At 58.8% G+C, this 23,364-nt stretch carries 23 protein-coding genes; 4 read left to right on the top strand and 19 right to left on the bottom strand.

Annotation, left to right across the window (positions count from 1 at the left end; genetic code table 11):
* Window positions 1-10 precede the first annotated feature (10 nt).
* Window positions 11-874, top strand: a complete 864-nt coding sequence (locus tag IM303_RS10820) for a LysR substrate-binding domain-containing protein (protein WP_048999300.1) — start codon at window positions 11-13, stop codon at window positions 872-874.
* Here the strand turns inward: IM303_RS10820 and IM303_RS10825 are convergent.
* Genes IM303_RS10825 through IM303_RS10835 form a run of 3 tightly spaced genes read right to left on the bottom strand, consistent with a single transcriptional unit; the run spans window position 855 to window position 3,580 of the window.
* Complete coding sequence (locus tag IM303_RS10825; RefSeq protein ID WP_193359901.1) at window positions 855-2,132, bottom strand: DUF445 domain-containing protein; 1,278 nt, start codon at window positions 2,130-2,132, stop codon at window positions 855-857. The two genes, IM303_RS10820 and IM303_RS10825, sit on opposite strands and share 20 nt — an antisense overlap.
* A gap of 3 nt (window positions 2,133-2,135) precedes the next feature.
* On the bottom strand, window positions 2,136-2,789 hold the full coding sequence (locus IM303_RS10830; protein WP_048999301.1) for a LysE family translocator: 654 nt from the start codon (window positions 2,787-2,789) through the stop codon (window positions 2,136-2,138).
* A gap of 47 nt (window positions 2,790-2,836) precedes the next feature.
* Complete coding sequence (locus IM303_RS10835) at window positions 2,837-3,580, bottom strand: AraC family transcriptional regulator (protein ID WP_048999302.1); 744 nt, start codon at window positions 3,578-3,580, stop codon at window positions 2,837-2,839.
* 151 nt (window positions 3,581-3,731) lie between these two features.
* Between IM303_RS10835 and IM303_RS10840 the strand changes: the two genes are divergently transcribed.
* Window positions 3,732-5,102, top strand: coding sequence for an NAD-dependent succinate-semialdehyde dehydrogenase (locus IM303_RS10840; protein WP_192986774.1), 1,371 nt, complete (start codon window positions 3,732-3,734; stop codon window positions 5,100-5,102).
* 44 nt (window positions 5,103-5,146) lie between these two features.
* On the opposite strand, the gene IM303_RS10845 is transcribed toward IM303_RS10840, so the two are convergent.
* Both IM303_RS10845 and IM303_RS10850 read right to left on the bottom strand, forming a co-directional pair.
* A complete protein-coding gene (locus tag IM303_RS10845) occupies window positions 5,147-5,467 on the bottom strand; it encodes a hypothetical protein (RefSeq protein WP_028015390.1) in 321 nt (106 codons plus the stop codon).
* Window positions 5,467-6,012, bottom strand: a complete 546-nt coding sequence (locus IM303_RS10850; RefSeq protein WP_028015391.1) for a YfaZ family outer membrane protein — start codon at window positions 6,010-6,012, stop codon at window positions 5,467-5,469. Before IM303_RS10850 ends, IM303_RS10845 begins: the two co-directional genes overlap by 1 nt.
* 410 nt (window positions 6,013-6,422) lie before the next feature.
* Here IM303_RS10850 and IM303_RS10855 point away from each other — a divergent pair, with 410 nt between their 5' ends.
* Window positions 6,423-7,781, top strand: coding sequence for an esterase-like activity of phytase family protein (locus tag IM303_RS10855; protein WP_192986776.1), 1,359 nt, complete (start codon window positions 6,423-6,425; stop codon window positions 7,779-7,781).
* Between the two features lie 53 nt (window positions 7,782-7,834).
* Here IM303_RS10855 and yjiA read toward each other — a convergent pair whose 3' ends face one another.
* The 14 genes from yjiA to hpaG all read right to left on the bottom strand — a co-directional run bounded on the left by yjiA (window position 7,835) and on the right by hpaG (window position 22,612).
* A complete protein-coding gene (gene yjiA, locus IM303_RS10860; RefSeq protein WP_193359902.1) occupies window positions 7,835-8,788 on the bottom strand; it encodes a GTPase in 954 nt (317 codons plus the stop codon).
* A 10-nt stretch (window positions 8,789-8,798) separates the two neighbouring features.
* A complete protein-coding gene (locus IM303_RS10865) occupies window positions 8,799-9,002 on the bottom strand; it encodes a YbdD/YjiX family protein (RefSeq protein WP_003856610.1) in 204 nt (67 codons plus the stop codon).
* 54 nt (window positions 9,003-9,056) lie between these two features.
* On the bottom strand, window positions 9,057-11,210 hold the full coding sequence (locus IM303_RS10870; RefSeq protein WP_028015394.1) for a carbon starvation CstA family protein: 2,154 nt from the start codon (window positions 11,208-11,210) through the stop codon (window positions 9,057-9,059).
* A gap of 191 nt (window positions 11,211-11,401) precedes the next feature.
* Complete coding sequence (locus tag IM303_RS10875; RefSeq protein ID WP_048999305.1) at window positions 11,402-12,319, bottom strand: YafY family protein; 918 nt, start codon at window positions 12,317-12,319, stop codon at window positions 11,402-11,404.
* Window positions 12,320-12,495: 176 nt separating this feature from the next.
* On the bottom strand, window positions 12,496-13,008 hold the full coding sequence (locus IM303_RS10880; RefSeq protein WP_041911318.1) for a 4-hydroxyphenylacetate 3-monooxygenase reductase subunit: 513 nt from the start codon (window positions 13,006-13,008) through the stop codon (window positions 12,496-12,498).
* A gap of 17 nt (window positions 13,009-13,025) precedes the next feature.
* Complete coding sequence (hpaB, locus tag IM303_RS10885; RefSeq protein WP_058678933.1) at window positions 13,026-14,588, bottom strand: 4-hydroxyphenylacetate 3-monooxygenase, oxygenase component; 1,563 nt, start codon at window positions 14,586-14,588, stop codon at window positions 13,026-13,028.
* Window positions 14,589-14,783: 195 nt separating this feature from the next.
* Complete coding sequence (hpaA, locus tag IM303_RS10890; protein ID WP_048999306.1) at window positions 14,784-15,674, bottom strand: 4-hydroxyphenylacetate catabolism regulatory protein HpaA; 891 nt, start codon at window positions 15,672-15,674, stop codon at window positions 14,784-14,786.
* A complete protein-coding gene (gene hpaX / locus IM303_RS10895; RefSeq protein WP_045259531.1) occupies window positions 15,646-16,989 on the bottom strand; it encodes a 4-hydroxyphenylacetate permease in 1,344 nt (447 codons plus the stop codon). Before hpaX ends, hpaA begins: the two co-directional genes overlap by 29 nt.
* 21 nt (window positions 16,990-17,010) lie before the next feature.
* Entirely contained in the window at window positions 17,011-17,805 is a 795-nt protein-coding gene (hpaI, locus tag IM303_RS10900; protein WP_059354706.1) for a 4-hydroxy-2-oxoheptanedioate aldolase, read from the bottom strand.
* Between the two features lie 10 nt (window positions 17,806-17,815).
* Window positions 17,816-18,619, bottom strand: a complete 804-nt coding sequence (hpaH, locus tag IM303_RS10905) for a 2-oxo-hept-4-ene-1,7-dioate hydratase (RefSeq protein ID WP_045259529.1) — start codon at window positions 18,617-18,619, stop codon at window positions 17,816-17,818.
* 8 nt (window positions 18,620-18,627) lie between these two features.
* A complete protein-coding gene (locus tag IM303_RS10910) occupies window positions 18,628-19,008 on the bottom strand; it encodes a 5-carboxymethyl-2-hydroxymuconate Delta-isomerase (protein ID WP_193359903.1) in 381 nt (126 codons plus the stop codon).
* A gap of 9 nt (window positions 19,009-19,017) precedes the next feature.
* Window positions 19,018-19,869: a 3,4-dihydroxyphenylacetate 2,3-dioxygenase gene (gene hpaD / locus IM303_RS10915; protein ID WP_041911312.1), complete on the bottom strand. Its 852-nt coding sequence runs from the start codon at window positions 19,867-19,869 to the stop codon at window positions 19,018-19,020.
* Window positions 19,870-19,871: 2 nt separating this feature from the next.
* A complete protein-coding gene (gene hpaE, locus IM303_RS10920; protein ID WP_048999309.1) occupies window positions 19,872-21,338 on the bottom strand; it encodes a 5-carboxymethyl-2-hydroxymuconate semialdehyde dehydrogenase in 1,467 nt (488 codons plus the stop codon).
* Window positions 21,335-22,612 (bottom strand): 4-hydroxyphenylacetate degradation bifunctional isomerase/decarboxylase, encoded by a 1,278-nt coding sequence (hpaG, locus tag IM303_RS10925; RefSeq protein ID WP_193359904.1) that lies wholly within the window; start codon window positions 22,610-22,612, stop codon window positions 21,335-21,337. The genes hpaE and hpaG overlap by 4 nt, the downstream gene beginning before the upstream one ends.
* A gap of 271 nt (window positions 22,613-22,883) precedes the next feature.
* Here hpaG and hpaR point away from each other — a divergent pair, with 271 nt between their 5' ends.
* A complete protein-coding gene (gene hpaR / locus IM303_RS10930; protein ID WP_023334396.1) occupies window positions 22,884-23,324 on the top strand; it encodes a homoprotocatechuate degradation operon regulator HpaR in 441 nt (146 codons plus the stop codon).
* Window positions 23,325-23,364 lie beyond the last annotated feature (40 nt).

The raw sequence follows: 23,364 nt of genomic DNA on the forward strand, positions 1-23,364 counted from the left end.
TGAGGATGATATGGATAAACGCTTTTCAGCATTAGACCTGGACGCGCTGCGCAGCTTTGTGGAGGGGATTCAGTCCGCCAGTTTTGCCGAGGCGGCGGACAGGCTGTGTCGGTCCACCTCTGCGGTCAGTGCCCAGTTAAAAAAGCTGGAGCAGCAGTGTGGCGTGGCTCTGACCGTTAAGCAGGGGCGTACGCTGGCACTGACCCGAGAGGGTGAAATTCTGCTGAGCTACGCCCGACGCATGCTGGTATTAAATGATGAAGCGCTCCGGGCTATCAGAGGTGAGTTGCTTCAGGGCGAGGTGCGGCTGGGTATGCAGGAGGACTTTGGCGAGTCCGTGATGCCGAAGGTCCTCGGCGATTTTCACAGACAACACCCTGAGCTTCGCATGACGGCACGTGTCGATCGCAACCCGCCGCTGCTGCGCGGCGTGGCGGCGAATGAACTCGATCTGGCGCTGGTCTGGCAGGAAGGTCGAGAAGGCGACTACGTGCGAAGCGAACCGCTGGCATGGATTTGCCGGTCCCGCGAGGACATTGAGGTCCTTCTGCAACGAGGTGAGCCGCTGCCGCTGGTGATTTTTGACGCGCCCTGCCTCCTGCGAAGCCGGGCCATCGCGGCACTGGATGCCGCAGGTATTCCCTGGCGTATCGCTTATACCAGCTATAGCCTGAGCGGGCTGTGGGCGGGAGTTAGTGCGGGGCTGGGTATTACGCTCCGCACGCGTATTGGTCTGCCCGAGACGTTACGGATCGACAGCCACCTGCTGCCAGATGCAGGAGAACTGGGAATCGCGCTGCATCAGGGGAGCGTCTCCCCCGATGCAGCTATTACCAGCATGAAGGCGCTGATCCTCAGGACGCTGAATGGATAAGCGTTGGGACTTGCGAGAGTAAGAACAGGATTAGGCCTATCGTCCCGCCCACCAGCGTGCCGTTGACGCGGATGAACTGCAGGTCTTTGCCGATGTTCAGCTCAATCTGGCGGGACATGTCTTTGGCGTCCCAGCTTTTGACCGTGTCGCTGATGTGGCGGGTCAGGAACGCGGCGAAATCCGGCGCGACGCGGTGCGCGGCCTGCTCCAGATGCTCGTTCAGCGACGCGCGCAGGCTGGCGTCGTTTGTTAGCGTTTCGCCAAACCACAGTCCGGCGTTGGCGATGCGCTGCTTCACGCGCGAATCCTCGCTCTGCATATCCGCCTTCAGCCACTGGCGCAGGTCAGCCCACATCTCGCCCAGATAGCGGTTAAACGCCTCATCGTTCTTCAGGTAGTGCTTGATGTTGTCGGCTTTCGCCGCCATTTCCGGATCGTTTTTCAGGTTGTCGATAAGCTTCAGCGTGGCGCGGTCGAACGCCTGACGGATCTGGTGCGTGCGGTCGTGGCTGATATCGTCCAGCAGCGTGTTCACCGCGTTCGACACCATCTCCGCGCTTTGATCGCCCAGCCACTCCGTGGGGAGCACCATCGCCTTGCGCGGATGCTCGGTTTTGAGCCAGTGGACAATCTGATCGGCAATAAACTCCCGCGTGCTTTCCCGCTGAATCAGGGTAATCAGCCGGTTGATGATGGCGTCCAGCAGTACCTGATGGCGGTTATTTTTGGTCATGCTCTCCAGCATGACGGCGCTGGTTTCGGTGAAATCCACCTTATCGATAGCTTTATGCACCGCGCGTTTGAGCAGGCGCTGAATGCGCCCGTCGTCGGTTAACTCAAGAAAACCGCTCATCACCTGCATCAGATGCAGCCCGACGCGCTGGGCGTTGTCGGGCTTGCTGAACCAGGCGCCAATCATCTGCGCTGGCTCATAGCGGCGGATCAGCGACACAAGCGACTGAGTATCAAGAAACTTCTCCTGCACGAACTGGCCGAGATTGTCGCCGATTCGGTCCTTATTGCGCGGGATAATCGCCGTATGGCGCGAAATAAACGGAATGGGAACCCGGCGGAACAGCGCGACGACGGCAAACCAGTCCGCCAGCGCGCCGACCATCGCCGCCTCGGCAATGGCTTTGACGCCGCGCACCCAGAAGGTCTGCGGCAGGAAGAGGGTGGTGACAAAGGCCGCGGCGGCAATCAGCAGCAGCGACAGCGCCAGCAGCTTGGCGCGTTTGAGTTCAGCGATTTTTTCCATGGGTTAAGGATAGAGGGAAGCGGGGGAAAAGTGCAAAAATCGCCACAGCACCCACCCGCCAAACCCCATCAGCACCACGCCCGCCGTGCGCTCAATCCACCACAGCGAACGCCTGAGCTTCTGTTGCACCGCCGATAGCCCCATCATCGACACCAGCGCCAGATCCCACGCCAGCACCACCATCACCATCCAGACGCCGCAGGTCGCCTGCTGAAGCAGCGTGACGTCCGGCCCGAGTAACGCCGTCATCAGCGCCAGGTAGAACAGCGCATTTTTCGGATTTAACAGCGCCGACCCCAGCCCCAGCAGGATCTGCTTCATCAGAGAAGGGCACCGCTGTCGGGTTTCTGCAAGCGCCAGCGCCTGCGTTTGGCTGCGCACCAGATGCGAGCCGATCCACAGCAGGTACAGCGCCCCGCAAAGCTCTATCAGCGTAAACAGCCACGCAAACTGCCGCAGCGCGCTCCAGCCGATAATCACCAGAACAATATAGAGCGCGTTACCCGCGGCGATGCCGACGCACAGCCCGGCGCTGCCGCGCAGCCGATAGCGCGCCGCGTAGCCCAAAAGCAGGAAAAAATCCGGACCCGGGCTCAACAGCGCAACAAAATGCGCCAGCGCCAGAGCGAGAAAAGCGGAAGGGAAGAACAGTTCCATAGCGACCTCAGTTAACCATCTGAGGACAGGATACGGCGCTGCAGATCCTATTTATTGTCTGATATTGATCGGCCCGTGGCGTACTGGCGCGGCGTGGCGGCGGTATAGCTGACGAAGGTCTTATGAAAATGGCTCTGGTCGGCAAAGCCGCTCTGGTAGCCGACGTCGGCGATGTCGTCCCCGGCACGTAGCCGCGCTTTGGCGAACTCCACGCGGGAGATGTTGAGGAAGCTGCCCGGCGTCAGGCCGGTGTCCTGCCGGAAGGTGCGGATCAGCGTCTCCTTGCGCAGCGAGAAGCGTTGGGCAAGTTCGTCGAGAGAGGGCGGGCTGGTGAGATTGGAAAGAAACGCCTCCTGAACCTGCTGGCTGGTTGGCCGAAGCGCGTCTGCGTTATCTGCGCAGCGGGGAAGGGCAGAAAGCAGCGCCTCCACGGACGCTGGAGACATTGTCTTAACGACGTCCAGGTAATGGGCAAACAGGGCAGGGTTACGAATCACCTGTAGCGCCAGAGGAAAATCGGTGTCGATATAGAGCATATGGTAGCTGCGCGGCTGCCCGTCGACGGGGTTGCAGCTGTGCGGCACATAAGCCGGGATCGCAATGAGGTCCCCGGGATGAAGAATGTACTCTTGGTCATGACACACGCAGCAGGTCTGGCCCTCAACAATCGCGCCGATGGAGAGTTGAGGGTGACAGTGGCGTTTGTACGCCTGCGTGCTCTGCCAGGTGCTGCGCAGCTCAAGGCCCCTGGCGCGGTGAAAAGTCTGGCGAACGTGTCGGGTATCGGTCATGGAAACTCCTTCTGGACGTTTTTTATACCACGTCAGCGAACCGTCCGGCACTGCTTAACTCAGAACCTTCCGGATATACCCAACTTTACGTCCACAGCCAGTCATGTTGACTACCCTTAATACCCTAAGCGGTAAAACATGGAGATTCGATATGGCTTATCAGACAGTAAATTCTGCCACTAACCAGCTCATCAAAGAATACCCCTCACATACCGACGCGGATATCGAAGCGGCGCTGAAGGCGGCCGATGCGCTTTACCATTCGGAATGGGCGAAAGGCGACATCAGCCAGCGCCTGCCGGTGCTGCATAAGCTTGCCGACCTGATCGACGAGCGCGTGGAGGATCTGGCCAAAATCGCCAGCCAGGAGATGGGTAAGCTCATCGAACAGAGCCGCGGCGAGGTGAAGCTTTGCGCGCAGATCGCCCGCTACTACGCCGACAACGCGAAGCAGTTCCTCGCCCCGGTGAAGTACGACTCTGAACTTGGGGAAGCGTGGGTGGAGCATCACCCCATCGGCGTGCTGATGGCCGTCGAGCCGTGGAACTTCCCGTACTACCAGCTGATGCGTGTCCTGGCACCAAACCTGGCGGCGGGTAACCCCGTTATCGCCAAGCATGCCAGCATCGTGCCGCACTGCGCCGAGACCTTTGCGCATCTGGTGCGCGAGGCGGGCGCGCCGGAAGGGGCGTGGACGAACCTGTTTATCTCGTCCGAACAGGTGGCGAATATCATCGCAGACGATCGCGTGCAGGGCGCAGCGCTAACCGGCTCCGAAAAGGCGGGCAGCGTGGTGGCCGCGCAGGCGGCGAAGCACATTAAGAAATCGACCCTCGAACTGGGCGGTAACGACGTCTTCGTGGTGCTGGACGACGCGGACCTGGATAAAGCGGTTAAGATTGGCGTGAATGCGCGGCTCAACAACGCCGGGCAGGTCTGTACCGCGGCGAAGCGCTTTATCCTGCACGAGAAAATTGCCGACGCGTTCCTCAGCAAATTTACCGAGGCGTTTAAGCAGGTGAAGATTGGCGATCCGCTGGACGAGAGCACCACGCTGGGGCCGCTCTCTTCCAAAGATGCGCTGGAAACGCTGACCAAACAGGTTAACGAGGCGGTGAAAAACGGTGCCACGCTGCACTTTGGCGGCAAGCCGGTGCAGCGCGACGGGAGCTTCTTCGAACCGACGATCCTGACGAATATCTCCCGCGATAACCCGGCGTACTTCGAAGAGTTCTTCGGCCCGGTTGCGCAGATGTACGTGGTGAAAAACGACGACGAGGCGGTCGCGCTGGCGAACGATTCCCACTACGGCCTGGGCGGGGCGGTGTTCAGCCAGGACATCGAGCGCGCGAAGGAAATGGCGTCGCGGATCGAGACCGGGATGGTGTACATCAACTGGCTCACCGATACCGCAGCAGAGCTGCCGTTCGGCGGCGTGAAGCGTTCCGGCTACGGACGCGAGCTGTCGGATCTGGGGATCAAAGAGTTTGTGAACCAGAAGCTGGTGGTGGTGCGTAAGTAAGAGGTAATAAAAAAACCTGCCGGTTGGCAGGTTTTTTCAGTTGATTACTGTACTTCGATCTTGTCCCAGCCGCTTTTAAACATGCAGCTGTCGACTAACGTATCCCGGCGATATTCATTCGCGTCTTCAACCGTGTAGCTCGTGGAAATATCCTTTTTCTTGTTCTTTTTGTCCGTTTTTTCCGAGCTCGAACCGGTCACTACGTTATCCGGAGGCAGATCGATCAGGGCCTGCGCTTCGCATTCCGTGAGCTTTTTATTCATCTCAGCGTCGCTCACGCCCGGTTTTACCCATTTGTACTGGACGCAGCCGGTGAGCATCAGCGTGAGGCTCAGAACGCAAAGCGCGGTAATGCGGTGTTTCATCAGAAGCTAACTCCACCGCCGACATATGCGCCATCAATCAGGGTGTGGTTTGGACGACCATCTTTACCGTCAACGCTCACGTGGCGGTAGCCTACTTTCAGCGTAACCGGTTTGATTGGGGTCCAGCTTACGCCGCCGTTAGCTTCAACGTAGTTTTTCACGCTGTTGTTCAGGCCTTCTGGTGCCGCATAGCCTTCGCCATAGACGTGGATGCTGTCGGTCAGCGCAACGTTTACGCCGCCGCCAATCGGGAAGGCCACGCCGTTATCGCCTTTTTTCGGGCCGATGTAGATGGCTTTTGCGCCCGCATTCAGCATCACCGGGCCCACTTCCAGGTTGTAGCCTGCGCCCACGCCACCGGTCTGGGTACCGTCGTCGGTGTTTTTCAGCCAGTTACTTTCGAGATAAACACCGGATGAGGATTTGCCCATTTCCAGGTTGAGGTTGGTAAAGTTTTTACCCTGCTCAATGCTGCCGCCCATTGCCAGTGCGGAACCCGAGATGGCGGTCAGTGCAGAAAGAAGAAGAATGTTCAGTTTTTTCATGTTTCGTGCCTCATCATCAAATTAATCTGGGGGCACCTTAACAAGCGATGTTTATGACTGCAAATGTGATGCAAATCGACTTTTCATGCTGTAATTGTTAATTCTTTTATATTTATTTGTAACGCTTAAGTTGGGTTGTCGGTGTGTCAACGCGCAAATTTCAGATGTTGAGGAATAGTTTAATTTTTTGACTAAACGAAATCTGAACGAGGCAGGGATAGTGATTTGAGATGCATTAATTGCGCTTCTAATAATTTCCAATTCCATTTCTAAAATCACATAAAAAAACGAATTTTTACATTTTTATGGTCATTATTCGTTCAGATGTCCGGCCACGTTTCCTTTCCATGTCATTTTTCTGACACGTTTGTTCATTACGTTGTGGGCTTCACTTTCCGGATGCTAACAATATGAAAAGAAAAATCATTCCTGTGCTTATCGGCTGTACGCTCTCTTTCTCTGGCCTGGCGGCGCAGCCCACGGCTGAGCGCTATGTTGTCAGCTTCCCTGACGGCTCACACGTGAAATACAGCGGCGCGTTTGCCGGTGCGTTTCCGAATGGACTCCCGGTAGGGATTGGCTCCGGCCTGCTGTTTACGGGCAAGCAGGGCGATGCTCTGACCTTCGCGACCGTGACCGATCGCGGTCCTAACGCCGATGCGCCCAAAATGGGTAAAAACGAAGCCAAAATTTTTGTCACGCCGGATTTCGCGCCGCTGCTGATGACCATCCGCGTTCAGAACGGCAAAGCGGAGGCAACGGATGCCCGCCCGCTGCATGATGATAAAGGCGAGATTAACGGCCTGCCGCTGCAAAGCGGCGTGATTGGAGCCACCAATGAGGTGGCGTTCAGCGATACCCTCAAAATTCTGAAGGGTGACAACCGCGGGCTGGACACGGAAGGCATCACCCCGGACGGCAAGGGCGGTTTCTGGCTGTGCGACGAGTATGGCCCGTTCCTGATTAACGTCGACAGCAAAGGAAAAATTCTGGCGATCCACGGGCCGCAGGCGGCGGAAGGGGAAAAATCCATCGCGGGCGGTCTGCCAAACGTTATCAAATGGCGCCAGCCGAACCGGGGCTTTGAAGGCCTGACCCGGATGCCGGACGGGCGGATTATCGCCGCCGTGCAAAGCACGCTGGATATCGACGGTAAGAGTAAAAAGCAGGCGCTGTTTACGCGTCTGGTCAGCTTCGACCCGGCGACCGGGAAAACGGCGATGTACGGCTACCCCATCGACAGCGCGGCCTACAGCAAAAACAGCGACGCCAAAATCGGCGACATCGTGGCGCTGGACGACCAGCACATCCTGCTGATTGAACAGGGTGAGGATAAAAATGACGCGATGCGTAACCTTATCTACAAGGTGGATCTCAGCAAGGCGAGCGACCTGACCGCTTTCGACAAGCCGGGCGAGTACCCGGAGTTTGATGATGAGAAAACCCTGGCACAGCGCGACATTACCCTTGCAGCAAAAACGCAGGTCGTCGATCTGCGCGCGCTGGGCTGGAAACAGGAGAAGGCCGAAGGGCTGGCGCTGATCGACGGCAAACGGCTTGCGGTGGCGAACGATAACGACTTTGGCGTGAAGGTGGCGATGCAGCATCCGGTCGAGGGCAAAAAGCTCAAGGACTATCGGGTTAACGAGGAAGGCAAGCTGACGCTGGATGATAAACCGGTGGAAACCACGCTCAGCGTGAAGCCGCTGAAGAAGCCGGAGTCAGAGAGCGAGCTGTGGATTGTGACGCTGCCGGAGGCGTTGAAATAATTTTACCCCTCATCCTAACCCTCTCCCCAAAGGGGAGAGGGGAAGCAAGGCGGTTATTTCTTCAGACCCGCAAACGCTGCCCGAATCTCCTCCTCCGGCAGCTGGATACCAATAAACACCATCACGCTATGCGGCGCTTCATCGCCCCACGGGCGGTCCCAGTCGGCGCTGTACAGGCGCTGTACGCCCTGAAACAGCAGGCGGTTCGGCTCGCCGTCGATCCACAGCATGCCTTTGTAGCGCAGCAGCCTGTCGGCAAACGACAGCAGCAGGTTTTCCATTACCCGGGAGACCTCGCTGATGTCCACCGGATAGTCCAGCTCCACCACAATCGACGCCACGTCGTTTTGCTTGTCTCCCATAAAGTGGAAGCGCGGTTTCGTGGTGACGCTCTCTTCCAGCATAAAGCCGTTGGTGTTAAACAGCTGGGATAGATCGATATCGCCATGCGTCACCGTATAAATCGGCGCGCGCGAGTTGATGCGCGTCAGGCGCTCGCGGAGTTTTTCGCTGTCGCCTGCCACGTCGGTTTTGGTCAGCAGAATGCGGTCGGCGTAGCCCACCTGAGACTGGGCAATGGTGAACTGGTTCATCTGCTCGTCGGCGTGGACCGCGTCTACCAGGGCAATCACCCCGTCCAGCAGGTAGCGCTGGCAAAGAATATCGTGCGAGAAAAAGGTCTGAATAATCGGGCCGGGGTCGGCCATGCCGGTGCACTCGATCACCAGGCGGTCGAAGCCGATGTCACCGCGATCGCGGCTGTCGAGCAGGTCCAGCAGGGCGTCTTCCAGCTCGTTAGAGCGGGTGCAGCAGATGCAGCCGTTGGTCAGGGTTTTGATTTGCGTGGCGCGGTCTCCGATTAATTGATCGTCAACGGAGACTTCGCCAAATTCGTTTTCGATGACGGCGATTTTGAAGCCGTGCTGCTCGTTCAGGATGTGGCGCAGCAGGGTGGTTTTACCGGCGCCGAGGAAACCGGTCAGCAGGGTAACGGCAATCGGGGTCATGGTCTCTCCTTTAGCAGCAGCGGACGCCGCCTTCTCCACTTCCGCCGTAGCGCGCTTCCTGACGCTCGCGGAAGAATTCGGTGTAGGTCATGTACGGCTTATCCGGATGGTTGGTCTTCATATGCTCAACGTAGTTGTCATAGTCCGGAATGCCAATCAGCATTTTCGCCGCCTGACCGAGGTATTTTTTTGCTTCGCCTAAGTTACCAAACATAGTCCATCCTGATAAGAACAAAGCCCCGCCGGAGCGGGGCTGAATACAACCAGATTAATGGTGTGAAGAGGTCTTCACGCCGCCTTCCGGCACCGGCACGTACGGGGTCTCTTTATCCGTACGGCCTTCGGTGTTGCGCACTTTCATCCAGGTTTTGATGCCGTAGAAGATAATGCTGTACACCACCACCAGGAACAGAATGCTCAGACCCGCGTTGGTGTAGTTGTTCACCACGATATGGTTCATGTTGGCAATCTGCTGTGCGGTCAGATCCGCGCCGCCTGCGGCAATCTTCTCTTTGTACTGGTTAGCCATGAAGAAGAAGCCTTCCAGCTGCGGGTTGGTGCTGAACAGCTTCAGGCCCAGCGCCCAGGTGGTGCAGAGCAGCAGCCACAGCGCAGGAACCACGGTCACCCAGATGTATTTGGTGCGTTTCATCTTCACGAGGACGACGGTACCGAGCACCAGGGCAACGGCTGCCAGCATCTGGTTAGAGATACCGAACAGTGGCCACAGGCTCTTCACGCCGCCGAGCGGGTCGACAACGCCCTGATACAGCAGGTAGCCCCACAGGCCTACGCACCCGGCAGTACCCAGAACACCCGCTACCAGAGAGTCGGTTTTCTTCAGGAACGGCACGAAGTTGCCCAGCAGATCCTGCAGCATGAAGCGGCCCGCACGGGTACCGGCATCCAGCGCGGTGAGGATGAACAGCGCTTCGAACAGAATACCGAAGTGGTACCAGAAGCCCATGTCCGCCCACGGCAGCACTTTGTGGAACACGTGTGCGATACCCACGGCCAGCGTCGGCGCGCCACCTGCGCGGTTCAGCACGGACGGTTCGCCAATGTCCTTCGCGGTCTGCATGATCTGCTCAGGCGAGATCACGAAGCCCCAGGAGCTGACGGTCGCCGCCGCGTGTGCGCTGGCCTCTTTCAGCTGCGCCATGATCAGCGCGGTATTTTCCCCGCCCATCTCATGCAGGTTTGGCATGGTGATGCCCAGACCCGCCGGCGGGGTGTTCATCGCGAAGTACAGGCCTGGCTCGATAATCGAGGCCGCAACCAGCGCCATGATCGCCACGAAGGACTCCATCAGCATCGCGCCGTAACCGATAAAGCGTGCGTCGGTTTCGTTAGCCATCAGCTTCGGCGTGGTGCCGGAAGCGATCAGCGCGTGGAAGCCTGAAACGGCGCCGCAGGCGATGGTGATAAACAGGAACGGGAACAGGGCGCCTTTCCACAGCGGACCGGTGCCGTCAATGTACTGGGTCACCGCCGGCATTTTCAGCTCAGGGTTGATGATCACAATCCCGATCGCCAGCCCGACGATGACACCGATTTTCAGGAAGGTCGCCAGGTAGTCGCGCGGAGCCAAAATCAGCCACACCGGCAGCAGGGCGGAAACGAACGCGTAACCGATCAGCGCGAAGGTGATGGTGGTGTCTTTAAAGGTCAGCGCCGGGCCCCAGTACGGGTCGTGCGCAATCACGCCGCCGAAGTAGATGGAGGCGACCAGCAGTACGATACCAATGACCGACACTTCACCCACGCGGCCTGGGCGCAGGAAGCGCATATAGATGCCCATGAACAGCGCAATCGGTACGGTAGAGCAGACGGTGAAGACGCCCCACGGACTTTCGGCCAGCGCTTTCACCACGATCAGCGCCAGCACTGCGAGGATGATGATCATGATCAGGAAGCAGCCGAAGAGGGCGATAGTGCCCGGCACGCGGCCCATCTCTTCTTTGATCATCTCGCCCAGCGACGAACCGTTACGGCGCGAGGAGATAAACAGCACCATAAAGTCCTGCACCGCCCCCGCCAGCACCACGCCCGCCAGCAGCCAGAGCGTACCCGGCAGGTAGCCCATCTGGGCGGCCAGTACCGGGCCAACCAGCGGGCCAGCACCGGCGATAGCGGCAAAGTGGTGACCAAACAGCACGTAGCGGTTGGTTGGCACGTAGTTCAGGCCGTCATTGTTAATGACCGCCGGGGTGGCGCGCGTCGGGTCGAGCTTCATGACCTTCTGCGCGATGTATAAGCTGTAGTAGCGATAAGCCACAAGGTAGACGGAGACCGACGCGACCACGATCCACAGGGCGCTGACGTGTTCGCCCCGGCGCAATGCGACAACCGCCAGACAGAAAGCGCCGAGGATCCCGAGTAAGGCCCAGGGCACGTGCTTAAGTAGTTTTTTAGTATCCATAGTAAGACCTGGTTTTTTATGTAAAGAAAAAAGGGTCAGGGTTCGTTGTGAGGAGGTATTGATTAATGCTGGAGCGATCGTGCCAGATCCGCGCGCGCGTAAAGGACGATAAATGAGTGAGAGGTTGAAAGTGACGGGTGAGCGGTCAAAGGACGCGGCGAGTGGTTCAGGCTCGCCGCTGGTCGGGAAAATTATGTGATTGAGATCACGTGGTTTTCCGGGCTGCGCTCCATCGACAGGTAGCTTTCCAGCGTCTTGATGAGTTTCTCCTTCAGCCAGCTCGGCTCCAGGATCTGAATATTCGGCAGCCAGTAGAACAGCAGCGGCAGGATCTGGTTTTCGTGTGCCGCCTGGCAGCGCAGAGTGACGCCGCCGCGCCGCTCCTCCAGCAGCTCCTGTTCCGGCAGGAGATCGCGGCGCAGGAAGTAATGTGAAATATTATCCTTAATGAATATTTTCACGGTGAAAGTAGTTTCGGACACCCACGGGTCGAGGCTTTTTTCCAGCAGTTCCCGAACATTTTCATCAGGAGTAAAAAAGGTTTTTTGAACATCAAACCAGCTAATCTGGCTTAATGAAAAGGATTTCAACCGGCTATTTTCGGTAGCTTGTAAATACCATATATTTTTTTTGTTAATGAGTTTATAGGGATTAATCTGACGGGTTTTACCCTTATAAACGATCTGACAGACATTATGGTTCTTAATCGATTTCTCGATTTTCGCTAAATGACGGCGGATATCACGCTGCACCGTGTGCTCTGCGTCATTACCGAGGATAAGAATATGGTTTTCGTCGACGCGCGTCTCCAGCTTTTGCCAGAAGTCCGTATTTCTTTCAGGGAAAAAATTATCGGCATTCAGGAAGTTAGCCAGAGCATGATGTAATCCCTGCCCGCCGGGAGATTGGGCGGAGTGGATCAGTCGATATAGCCCGTTACCGGTATGTTCAACAATGGGCGAGAGCGCATTTAAATCCCGGTAGACGGTACGCTCGGTAATTTTAAATTTCTCCATTAGCGCACTGCGGTTTACCACCCCGTGTAAATGTAGCTCAAGGAGAATATCGACCAGACGTTCAGCCGAGCGGCTCCGCGTCGTTTTAGCCATAAGGTCTTCCTGTATATTGGGTATGCGCTGAACAATGCAAAAGCACTGACCGGAGATGTCAGTATTCAGGCACAGAAAATTTCTCTTATGGATATATAACGGCGTGATTTAGCGGAAACCTTAGGAATTTTTGTAGAAAGCGGCGCTGGCCCGAAAAAAGGCCAGCGCGAGGGGGATCACACGACGGCTTCCATCTCCATCATCACCGGGTGGAAACGGCGCTTAAAGTAGATCAGGCCATGTCCCGCGTCACTCAGGATGATGTTTTTCACTTCGACAAGATAAACCAGATGCGTGCCGATGGTTTGCACCTGGGTAATCTCGCCTTCCAGGCTCGCCAGCGCGCCTTTCAGCACCGGCTGCCCCAGCGGGCCTTTCTGCCAGCAGGAGAGGGCAAAGCGCTCCTCCATTGCCATCCCGGTCATCCCGGCGAAGTGGCGGGCCATGATCTCCTGCTCGTGGTTCAGCACGTTGACGCACAGCCTGCCGTTGCCCTGAAAGACCGGGTTCATGGCGCTGTTGGCGTTAATGCAGACCATGACCGACGGCGGGGTATCCGTCACCGAGCAGACGGCGGTGGCGGTAATGCCGCAGCGTCCGGCGTCGCCCTCGGTGGTGACCACATTGACCGCCGCCGACAGGCTGCTCATTGCGTCGCGAAAACGCAGGCGTTGTTCATCTGAATGCATTGTAACCTCCCGCTGCGCTATTTCAGCAGCTTGTCGAGCATGTTGATATCGCTGTTGTTGTGCAGGTGCGGCACGGTCCAGCCGTGCTGGTCGTACTCGGACATGCAGCGGTCGACCATTGCCATCATCTTGTCCATATTCCCGGAGCTTTGCGCCTGACGCAGACACTGCAGGCGGATCTCATCCTGGCTGCCGGAGTAGTTGATTTCGTACAACTCGTGACGACCCCCAAACTCGCTGCCGATGGCGTCCCACATCAGTTTCAAAATCTTGATGCGTTCGACGTGATCCATTCCGTTGGAGCCGCGCACGTACTTCGCCAGATACTGGTCGATCTGCGGGTTGTTCAGGTCCCGCGCGCTGGACGGCAGATAAATCAGCCCGGAGGTCACGTTGCGTTCGATGATGTTCTTGATCTTCGCGTAGGCCATCGGGGCCATCACGCGGTAGGTTTGCAGCGCCGCGTGGTCCGGCAGGTACGCGCCGTTCACCCACGGCGTGGCTTCGGAGCACATGGAGTCGCTCAGCGCCCAGAACATATTGCGCCAGGCCACTACTTCACCGAGATCCGCCTGCACGCCGCGGAACTCCAGGGTACCGGTGCACTCCAGGGATTTCTTCAGCAGGGCGGTGATGAAGTCGAGCTTCACCGCCAGACGTACGCAGGCCTGCAGCGGGTACATGCGGGCGAAGCCGCCCTCCATCGTCCAGCGACGGCAGCGGTCGAAATCGCGGTAGATCAGCACGTTTTCCCACGGGATCAGCACGTTATCCATCACCAGGATCGCGTCGTTCTCGTCGAAGCGGCTGGAGAGCGGGTAGTCATACGGGGAGCCGGTTGCGCCTGCCACCATCTCGTACGAGGCGCGGGAGATCAGCTTCACGCCTTCGGCATCCATCGGCGCGACGAACATCAGCGCGAAGTCCGGGTTTTCGCCCATCACCTGCGCGGAGCCAAAACCGATCATGTTGTAGTGGGTCAACGCCGAGTTGGTTGCGACGACTTTCGCACCGCTGACGATAATCCCGGCATCGGTCTCTTTCTCCAGCTTGATGTAGACGTCCTTCACCTCGTCCGCCGGCTTGTGGCGGTCGATCGGCGGGTTGACGATGGCGTGGTTAAAGTACAGGCCGGTTTCCTGAATGCGGGTGTACCAGTTCCGGGCGTTCTGCTCGAACTGACCGTAGAAGGCAGGGTTCGCTCCCAGCGCGCAGCCGAACGCCGCTTTGTAGTCCGGCGTGCGGCCCATCCAGCCGTAGCTCAGGCGCGACCACTCGGCGATGGCGTCGCGCTGCTGGCGCAGGTCGTCGGCGCTTTTCGCCACGCGGAAAAATTTGTGGGTGTAGCCGCCGCTGCCGGTGTCGGTGCCCCAGCACAGCGTGTCCTGCATGTCCGGCTTGTGCAGGGCGTCGTACATCTGGGCGATGGACGCCGCCGCATTGCGAAACGCCGGGTGGGTGGTGACGTCCTTAACGCGCTCGCCGTAGATATAAATCTCACGACCGTCCTGCAGACTTTTTAAATACTCTTCGCCGGTTAACGGACGTTTGGCATCAGCGCGGAATTCTTCAGGCTTCATAGGGACCTCGTATCGGAAGATGGTTGTTAAATTTATGTTTTGTTTTTGTTGTTTAATTGAAGCGTGAGAGAGGCGGAACGTGAAGGGACGTTTGGGGCAACGGCGGGTACTTTTCGGGTGGGATGTGGTTTTGTGATCTGTGCGGCTTTTTGGCGGGTGGCGCTGCGCTTACCCGCCCTACATACCGCGATGCGCTCAGGAAACCGGTACTTTCTGCGCCCGATACGCGCTGGGCGAGCAGCCCGTCAGGCGATTGAAAAACCGGGCGAAGTAGGCTGGATCCTTAAATCCCAGCTGCCAGGCAATCTCGCTGACCGCGCTGTCGGAAAACAGCAGCAGGCGCCTGGCCTCGCGCAGCTGCCGGTCGAAGATCAGCCGTTTCGGCGAGCGGTTGGCGAAGCGGCGGCAGATGTCCGTCAGGCGGGATTCGGTCAGGTGCAGCTCGCTGGCATATTCCGGCACCGTCCAGTGCTGGTGATAGTGGGTGTCGATCAGCTGGGTAAAGCGCTGGAACAGCTTCAGCTCGCCGCGCATGCCGCCTGACGCGTGGTCGTCGAGCTTCGCGTTGCGCAGCAGCAGGGTAAATACCGCCTGCGCCAGCAGGACCAGCGTATGCTCACGGCCCGGCAGCTGCGCCGTGGATTCCCGGGCGATGAGCAGCCAGTAGTGCTTCAGCGCCGCCAGTTCGTCAGGTTTGTCGGCAAGCGACAGACAGATCCCCGGCAGGCCAAACGCTTCCCGCGTGCCGGGGTAGAGCACTTCTAATAGCGGCCAGATGAGATCCTCGCGCACCGTCAGCACGTGCCCGTCGCTGTCGGATTCGGTGATAAACGCGTGCGGCACCGACGGCGGCGTCAGCACAAATAGCGGCGCCTGCACCGAATAGCGGTGGTCGTCGAGCTGGAGTTCAATCTGTCCGGTATCGAGAAAGTGCATCTGAAAATACTGGTCGTGACGATGCGCCTGCATATCGCGGCCAAAAAAGGCCGCCATGCGGGCGAACGACTGATAGTGCACGTCGTCGGTGCCCAGACTTTCGTCGTACTCCTTGCTGATATCAATGTTGGCGATAGGGCTCTGGCACATGATCGTTCCTCTGTTGAACCCGCTGCGTCATCGGGATGCGCGTCAGCACCAGCGCGCCGACCACCAGCAGACCCGCCACAAACCACAGCCCGGAGCTGAAGCTGCCGGTCGCGTCGCGCAGGATCCCAATCAGCAGCGGGCTGACTGCGGATCCGACGTTACCGATGGCGTTGATCACCGCCAGCGCCACCGCGCGTGACTGCAGGCTAATAACCTGGTCCGGCGTGGTCCAGAATATCGCCATGGCGGTAAACGATCCGGTTGAGGCCATGATGATGCCAAGCAGCTGGATCAGGCTGTGATCGGTCACGGAGGCCAGCATCCATCCCGCCGCGGCAAACAGGTACGGCAGGATGGTGTGCTTTTTTCGCTCTTTCAGCCTGTCGGAGCGGCGACTCCACCAGATCATCCCGAGGATGGTACAAAACTGCGGGATCGCCGCCAGCAGGCCAATCACGATATTGCTGCTGCCGGTGTTGAAGCTTTGCAGGATCTGCGGCGTCCAGATGTTGATCGCGCTCAGCGTATTGGTCAGACAGAAGTAGGCCAGCGTGTAGAGCAGCACGGCGGGCGTAAGCACCTCGCGCAGCGTCGAGCGCGGCGTGACGGATTGGGCGATGGCGACCTCCTGCTCGCGCGCGATCATCGTTTTCAGCGCCTGCTTTTCGTCCTCATCCAGCCAGGTGGCCTGATCCGGCGTGTCGTTGAGGTAAAACCAGGTCACCACGCCGAGCACCACCGACGGCAACCCCTCCAGCAGAAACAGCCACTGCCAGCCCTTCAGGTTCCACAGCCCGTCCATCGCCAGAATATACCCGGAGAGGATCGAGCCAAGCATCATGGTCACCGGCATGGCGATCATAAACAGCGCGTTGGCGCGGGCGCGGTGATAGGCCGGGAACCACCAGGTGAGATAGACCAAAATCCCTGGCAGGAAACCGGCTTCCGCAATGCCAACCAGCATGCGCAGGACGTAAAGCGTTTCGGGGCTGGTGGCGAACATGGTGCAGGTGGAGGCGATGCCCCACACCACCATGATCCCGGCGATCCAGCGGCGTGCGCCGACCTTCGCCAGCATGATGTTGCTGGGGATCCCGCACAGCACGTAGGTGACGTAAAACAGCGTCGCGGCCAGGCCAAACATGGTCGACGTGAGGCCCAGATCTTTGCCCATCGTCAGCCCGGCAAAGCCGATGTTGATGCGATCGAGAAACGAGAAAACAAACAGGATAAAGAGAAACACGATCAAACGACGGAACAGCTTATTTATTGCGCGATGTTCTACATCTTTATTATGCAGGGTTGAGGTCGTCATGTTGCGCTCCACATCGTACGTTTAGTAGACGGATTTATTGTTATCAACTGCTGTGGTGACGTCGGTAAAGCGGGCCGCCAGCGCTTCGGCGCTGCGGGCGAGCAGGGTGGTATCCACACCGACCGCCACAAACAATGCGCCGAGGCCGAGATAGCGTTTCGCCAGCTGTTCATTCGCCATCAGGATGCCGGGCGCTTTGCCCGCGCTGAGGATCTGCGCGATCGCCTGCTCAATAGCGGCCTGCACCTCCGGATGCTGCGGGTTGCCGGCAAAGCCCATGTCGGCGCTCAGATCCGCCGGGCCGATAAACACGCCGTCGACGCCTTCCACGTCCAGGATCTGCGGCAGGTTTTTCAGCGCCTCGCGGGTTTCGATCTGCACCAGCACGCACATGGCGTCGTTAGCCTGATGCAGGTAATCCGGGATGCGGTTCCAGCGCGACGCGCGCGCCAGGGCGCTGCCGACGCCGCGAATGCCCGCAGGCGGGTAGCGGGTGGCGCTTACCGCCAGCCGCGCCTCGTCAGCGTTTTGCACCATCGGCACCAGCAGGGTTTGCGCGCCTATGTCCAGCAACTGCTTGATCTGCACCGGATCGTTCCACGACGGGCGCACTACCGGCTGGCTGGGATAGGGGGCGATAGCCTGTAACTGAGTTAACACGGTCTGCACGCTGTTCGGCGCGTGCTCGCCGTCGATCAGCAGCCAGTCAAAACCGGCCCCGGCCAGCAGCTCGGCGCTGTAGCTGCTGGTCAGCCCCAGCCATAAACCGATTTGCGGGCGGCCCGCCTTCAGCGCCGCTTTGAATGCGTTTTGCATGGTCGCCTCCTTATACAAAGCGGCAGCTGATGGAGCCCATGTTGCCGTAGTCAACATGGAAGGTGTCGCCTCTGCTGGCGGCAACCGGACGGGTAAACGAGCCGCCGAGGATGATTTGTCCGGGCTCAAGCTGCACGTCGTACGGCGCGAGCTTGTTGGCCAGCCATGCCACGCCGTTCGCCGGGTGGTTAAGCACGCCCGCGGCGACGCCGGTCTCTTCGATCACGCCGTTGCGGTAGAGCAGGGCGGAGATCCAGCGCAGATCCAGCGCGTCGGGCTTAATCGGACGACCGCCGAGGATCACCCCGGCGTTGGCGGCGTTATCGGAGATGGTGTCGAACACCTTGCGCGGGCGCTGGGTCTCCGGGTCAACGTTGTGGCAGCGGGCGTCGATCAGCTCCAGGGCGGGAATGACGTAATCCGTGGCGTTGTAGACGTCGAAGATCGTGCAGTTCGGGCCGCGCAGCGGTTTTGCCAGCACGAAGGCCAGCTCCACTTCGATACGCGGGACGATAAAGCGGTCGACGGGGATGTCGCTACCGTCGTGGAAGAACATGTCGTCCAGCAGCGCGCCGTAGTCCGGCTCGCTGATTTGCGAGCTGGCCTGCATCGCTTTCGAGGTGAGGCCAATCTTATGGCCTTTCAGCACGCGGCCTTCGGCAATTTTCAGGCTCACCCATTCGCGCTGTACGGCGTAGGCGTCTTCGATGGTGATCTCCGGGTACTCCAGCGAGATCGCGCGGATCTGCTCCCGGGACTGTTCCGCCTGATGCAGGCGGTGGGCGATCAGGGTATGGGTGTGTTTGTCCAGCATAAAAGACCTCAGCGAAAGAGCGCGTGCACGTTGTTTTGTTTGTAATTGAGCGTCGGATGCAGTTCGTCTATCTCCAACGACAGCGCCAGATATCGGCTTGCCATCAGCGCCGCGAAGTGGGTTTTGATCAGCGCAAACAGCATCTCCCCCACGGCTTTCCGGCTCTCCAGGCTGCGCCCGGCGCCGATCTTCAGCGTCATATGCACAAAGGCGTAATCATGCTTACCGTCCGCCATCTGCCAGGTGTCAAGCCAGTAGGCGCGGCTGCGGATGCCGCCGAGCGGGAAGATGCCCGTGGCGGCCAGCGCCTCGTTCACTTTGGCGAACAGCCCCGGCAGGTCGGCCTGCGCGCGGATGTTGTCGGTACATTCAGCAATAAAGTGCGGCATAACAACTCCTTATGCGGGAAGCGGGAAAACGGCGTTGACCTGGCCGGTGCCGGAGCTGGCGAACAGCTCGGTGAGGAACTCCACCTTGCCGTCGTATTTATCCCAGCCCAGCATCCCCAGCAGCATCACCGTGTCGTGCATGTTCCCCTCGCCGTAGCAGTAGTCGGCGTACTCCGGCAGCATGCTGCAAAACTCTTTAAACTGGCCTTCGCGCCACAGCTTGACCACCCGCTCGTCCATCTGACGGTCGAACTCGCGGGTGTAGCTGTTCATCCCTTCTTCCGCACGCTGGTCGTCGATAAAGCGGTGCGAGAGCGAGCCGCTGGCGAGCACCGCCACGGTGCCGTCGTACTTTTCGATGGCGCTGACGATGGCCTCGCCCAGCCTGCGGCTGTCGGCGAAATCGTGAACCGTGCAGAACGCGGAGATGGAGATCACTTTGAAGTGCTTATCCGCGTTCATGTAGCGCATCGGCACCAGCGTGCCGTACTCCAGCTTGAGGCTCGGGATGTTGTGCGCCTTGGCGCGCACGCCGAGCTTCACCGCTTCGTCGGCGATCAGCTGCCCGAGCTCCGGGTTGCCGTCGTAGTCGTAGGTCATGTCGCGGATAAAGTGCGGCAGCTCGTTGCTGGTATAGACGCCTGAAAAATGATCCGCACAGTTGATGTGGTATGCGCTGTTTACCAGCCAGTGGGTGTCGAACACGATGATGGTGTCCACGCCCAGCTCGCGGCAGCGCTTGCTGATCTCTTTATGCCCGTCGATGGCCGACTGGCGGCAGCCGTGGTTTTTCCCCGGCAGCTCGGAAAGATACATCGACGGCACGTGGGTGATTTTTGCCGCTAACGCTAGCTTGCCCATTGTCAGATCCCCCATTTTGGAATCGGATGGTCGCCCATGGAGATGCAGACGTTCTTCATCTCCGCGAACACTTCAAAGCTGTACTCGCCGCCCTCGCGGCCGGTGCCGGAGGCCTTCACGCCGCCAAACGGCTGGCGCAGGTCGCGCACGTTCTGGGTGTTCACGAACACCATGCCCGCTTCAATGCTGCGCGCCAGACGGAGCACCTTGCTGACGTCCTGGGTCCAGATGTATGACGCCAGGCCGTACTCCACGTCGTTCGCCAGGCGCAGGCCTTCCGCCTCGTCCTTAAACGGCAGCAGGCAGGCCACCGGCCCGAAGATCTCCTCCTGCGCCACGCGCATGCGGTTGTCGACGTCCGCCAGCACCGTCGGGCGCAGGAAGTTGCCGCCTTTCAGGTGTACAGGCAGATCGACCGGTTTGTCCGGGCCGCCCGCCAGCAGGGTGGCGCCTTCCTCGATGCCGAGGCGGATATAGCCGGAGACTTTCTCCCAGTGCTGCTGGCTGATGAGCGCGCCAATCTGGGTGTTCGGATCGGTCGGATCGCCCACGCGAAGGCGATTGGCGCGTTCGGCGAAGCGCTTGACGAACTCCGGGTAGATGCTCTGCTGGATGAAGATGCGCGAGCCCGCGGTGCAGCGCTCGCCGTTGATGGAGAAGATGGTGAACAGCGCGGCGTCCAGCGCGCGTTCGATGTCCGCATCTTCAAAAATCAGCACCGGGGATTTGCCGCCCAGCTCCATGGAATATTTCTTCAGCCCGGCGTTTTTCATGATGTTGCGCCCGGTGGCGGTGCCGCCGGTGAAGGAGACGGCGCGCACGTCGTGGTGGCGCACCAGCGCGTCGCCTGCCGTCGCCCCGTAGCCCTGCACCACGTTCAACACGCCCGCCGGAATGCCCGCCTCCAGCGCCAGCTCGCCCAGACGGTCGGCGGTCAGCGGCGAGAGTTCAGACATCTTCAGCACCGCGGTGTTGCCCAGCGCCAGGCACGGCGCGACCTTCCAGGTGGCGGTCATAAACGGCACGTTCCACGGCGACACCAGCGCGCAGACGCCCACCGGCTGCACCAGGGTGTAGTTGAGCATTTTGTCGTCGACCGGGTAGGTTTTGCCGTTCATCTGCTGGCACACTTCGGCGAAGAACTCGAAGTTGTGCGAGGCGCGCGGGATGAGCACATTTTTGGTCTGGTGGATCGGCAGGCCGGTGTCGGCGGTTTCCATGGCGGCGATCTCGGGCACGTTCTGGTCGATCAGATCCCCCAGGCGACGCATCAGGCGCGCGCGCTCCTTCATCGGCAGGTTGGCCCATTTCGGGAACGCCTCTTTAGCGGCGGCAACGGCCTGATGAATTTCCGCTTCACCGCCGGAGGCGACTTCCGCTAATACCTCGCCGGAGGCCGGGTTAGTGGTATGGAAGTACTCGCTTCCGGCGACGTTTTTACCGTTGATCCAGTGGTTAATCTTTTTCATTTTGCAGTCTCCTCGCTGACAATCCGGTTCACCAGGCGGCCCACGCCTTCCACTTCCACCACCACTTCATCGCCCGGCACCACGTCGGACAGCCCCTTCGGCGTGCCGGTGGCGATCATGTCGCCCGGCTGTAGGGTCATAAAATCGCTCAGATACGCAATCAGGTAAGGAATGCTGAAAATGAGATCGGCGGTGGTGCCTTCCTGACGCAGTTCGCCGTTGACGAAGGTGCGCAGGGTTAAGTTATGCGGATCGGGAATGGCTTCTTTCGGCACGATGTTCGGGCTGATGGGGGTTAATCCGTCGCGGCTTTTGACCCGCAGGTTCGGGCGGTAGTAATTTTCCAGGTAGTCGCGGATGGCGTAGTCGTTGCAGACCGTGTAGCCCGCGACATACTCCATCGCCTCGGCTTCGCTCACCTTACGCGCGGTTTTACCGATAACCACCACCAGCTCCGCCTCGTAGTGCATGTATTCGATATTGTTCGGGCGCACCGAGGTCTGGTTGTCGCCATTGAAGGTGTTCGGCGCTTTGATAAACACCAGCGGCTCGGTGGGCGGCTTGAAGTCCAGCTCGCTGGCATGATCGGCGTAGTTAAGACCGAGGGCGAACAGCGTGGCGTGTTCAGGCGTGCGGTGGGAAAGGGCAACGTCGCGCTCGTTCACCACCGGGTTTTCCAGCGGTGGGAAACCTTCCGCCAGAATCCGCACGCGATCGCCCGGGCGGATCTCCACGCGGCTTTGCGGCGTACCGAGCAGGATCGCATCGCCGGGATTGAGGGTGGCGAATTCGCTCAGGGCGCTCAGCAGTTCGGCGGCGCTGCGCTGCAGATCGGCGGTGTTCCAGTGGTCCGCTTCGCGGCCGTTGATCTCGGTGATAATGGTCAGGTTGTCGACGTTATCAACGGCGGCCAGCTCGCCAAGCGGGCAAAAGCCGTCCCGGCATTTGGCCTTAATGGCCGGACGGTAGAAGCTCTCTTCCGGCAGGCTCACCTCGTTGGCCAGCGCGTACCCCGCGATGTAGGCCGCGGCGTCCTCTACGCGCACCCTGCTGGCGGTTTTACCCACAACCAGCGCCACCGTCGCGCCGCTTAACACCGTTTCCCCCTGCGGGAAAGGAATGGGCTCGCCCGCGCGAATCACCGTGTTGTGCGGTTTGATAAACCACACCGGCGTTTTTGGCGGCGTGTTGTAAGGGGCTTTTTCAAACGCCTCAGCCCAGGCTGCTTGCTGACTCTGGTGGTTCAGCGCGACGGCAAATACGGTACCTTTCATTCACCTACTCCTCACCCCGACGGTCCGGGTTATGATTTCATTAATATGTTAATGATCTGTTTTTATGCTTTTGCTGTTTATTTCGCAATCAGAAGTGAAGAATTTGTGATATGAATAACAATAAATTTACATGTTGGATTTTAATGCTATGTAAATCAGTTGCTTAATAAAACAGAATGGTTTCTGTTAGACTTTCTGGCAGGAAACGTGTTGTTTATAAAAACATCTTTTATGAATCGTTTACTTGTTAATGATGTGAAGGGGAGAGGCTATGCATGATTCATTAACCATCGCGCTTTTGCAGGCGCGGGAAGCGGCGATGTCGTACTTCCGTCCGATTGTGAAGCGGCATAACCTCACCGAGCAGCAGTGGCGCATCGTGCGCGTGCTGGCTGAACATCCGTCGATGGATTTTCACGATCTGGCGTTTCGCACCTGTATTCTGCGCCCGAGCCTGACCGGCATTCTGACGCGCATGGAGCGCGACGGCCTGGTGCTGCGCTTAAAGCCGGTGAACGACCAGCGCAAGCTGTACGTGTCGCTGACCAAAGAGGGAAATGCGCTGTACGAGCACGCCCAGGCGCAGGTGGAAGAGGCGTATCAGCAGATTGAGGCGGAATACACCCCGGAGAAGATGAAGCAGCTGACGGCGCTGCTGGAAGAGTTTATTGAACTCGGGAACCGGCATAACGCAGCGCGGGAAGAAGAGTAAAAACCACAAATTCCAGGATGATTTTCGTAAAGTTTTCCCT

The sequence above is a fragment of the Enterobacter cloacae complex sp. P38RS genome (genome assembly GCF_014930775.1).
In the GTDB taxonomy this organism is placed as follows: domain Bacteria; phylum Pseudomonadota; class Gammaproteobacteria; order Enterobacterales; family Enterobacteriaceae; genus Enterobacter; species Enterobacter bugandensis.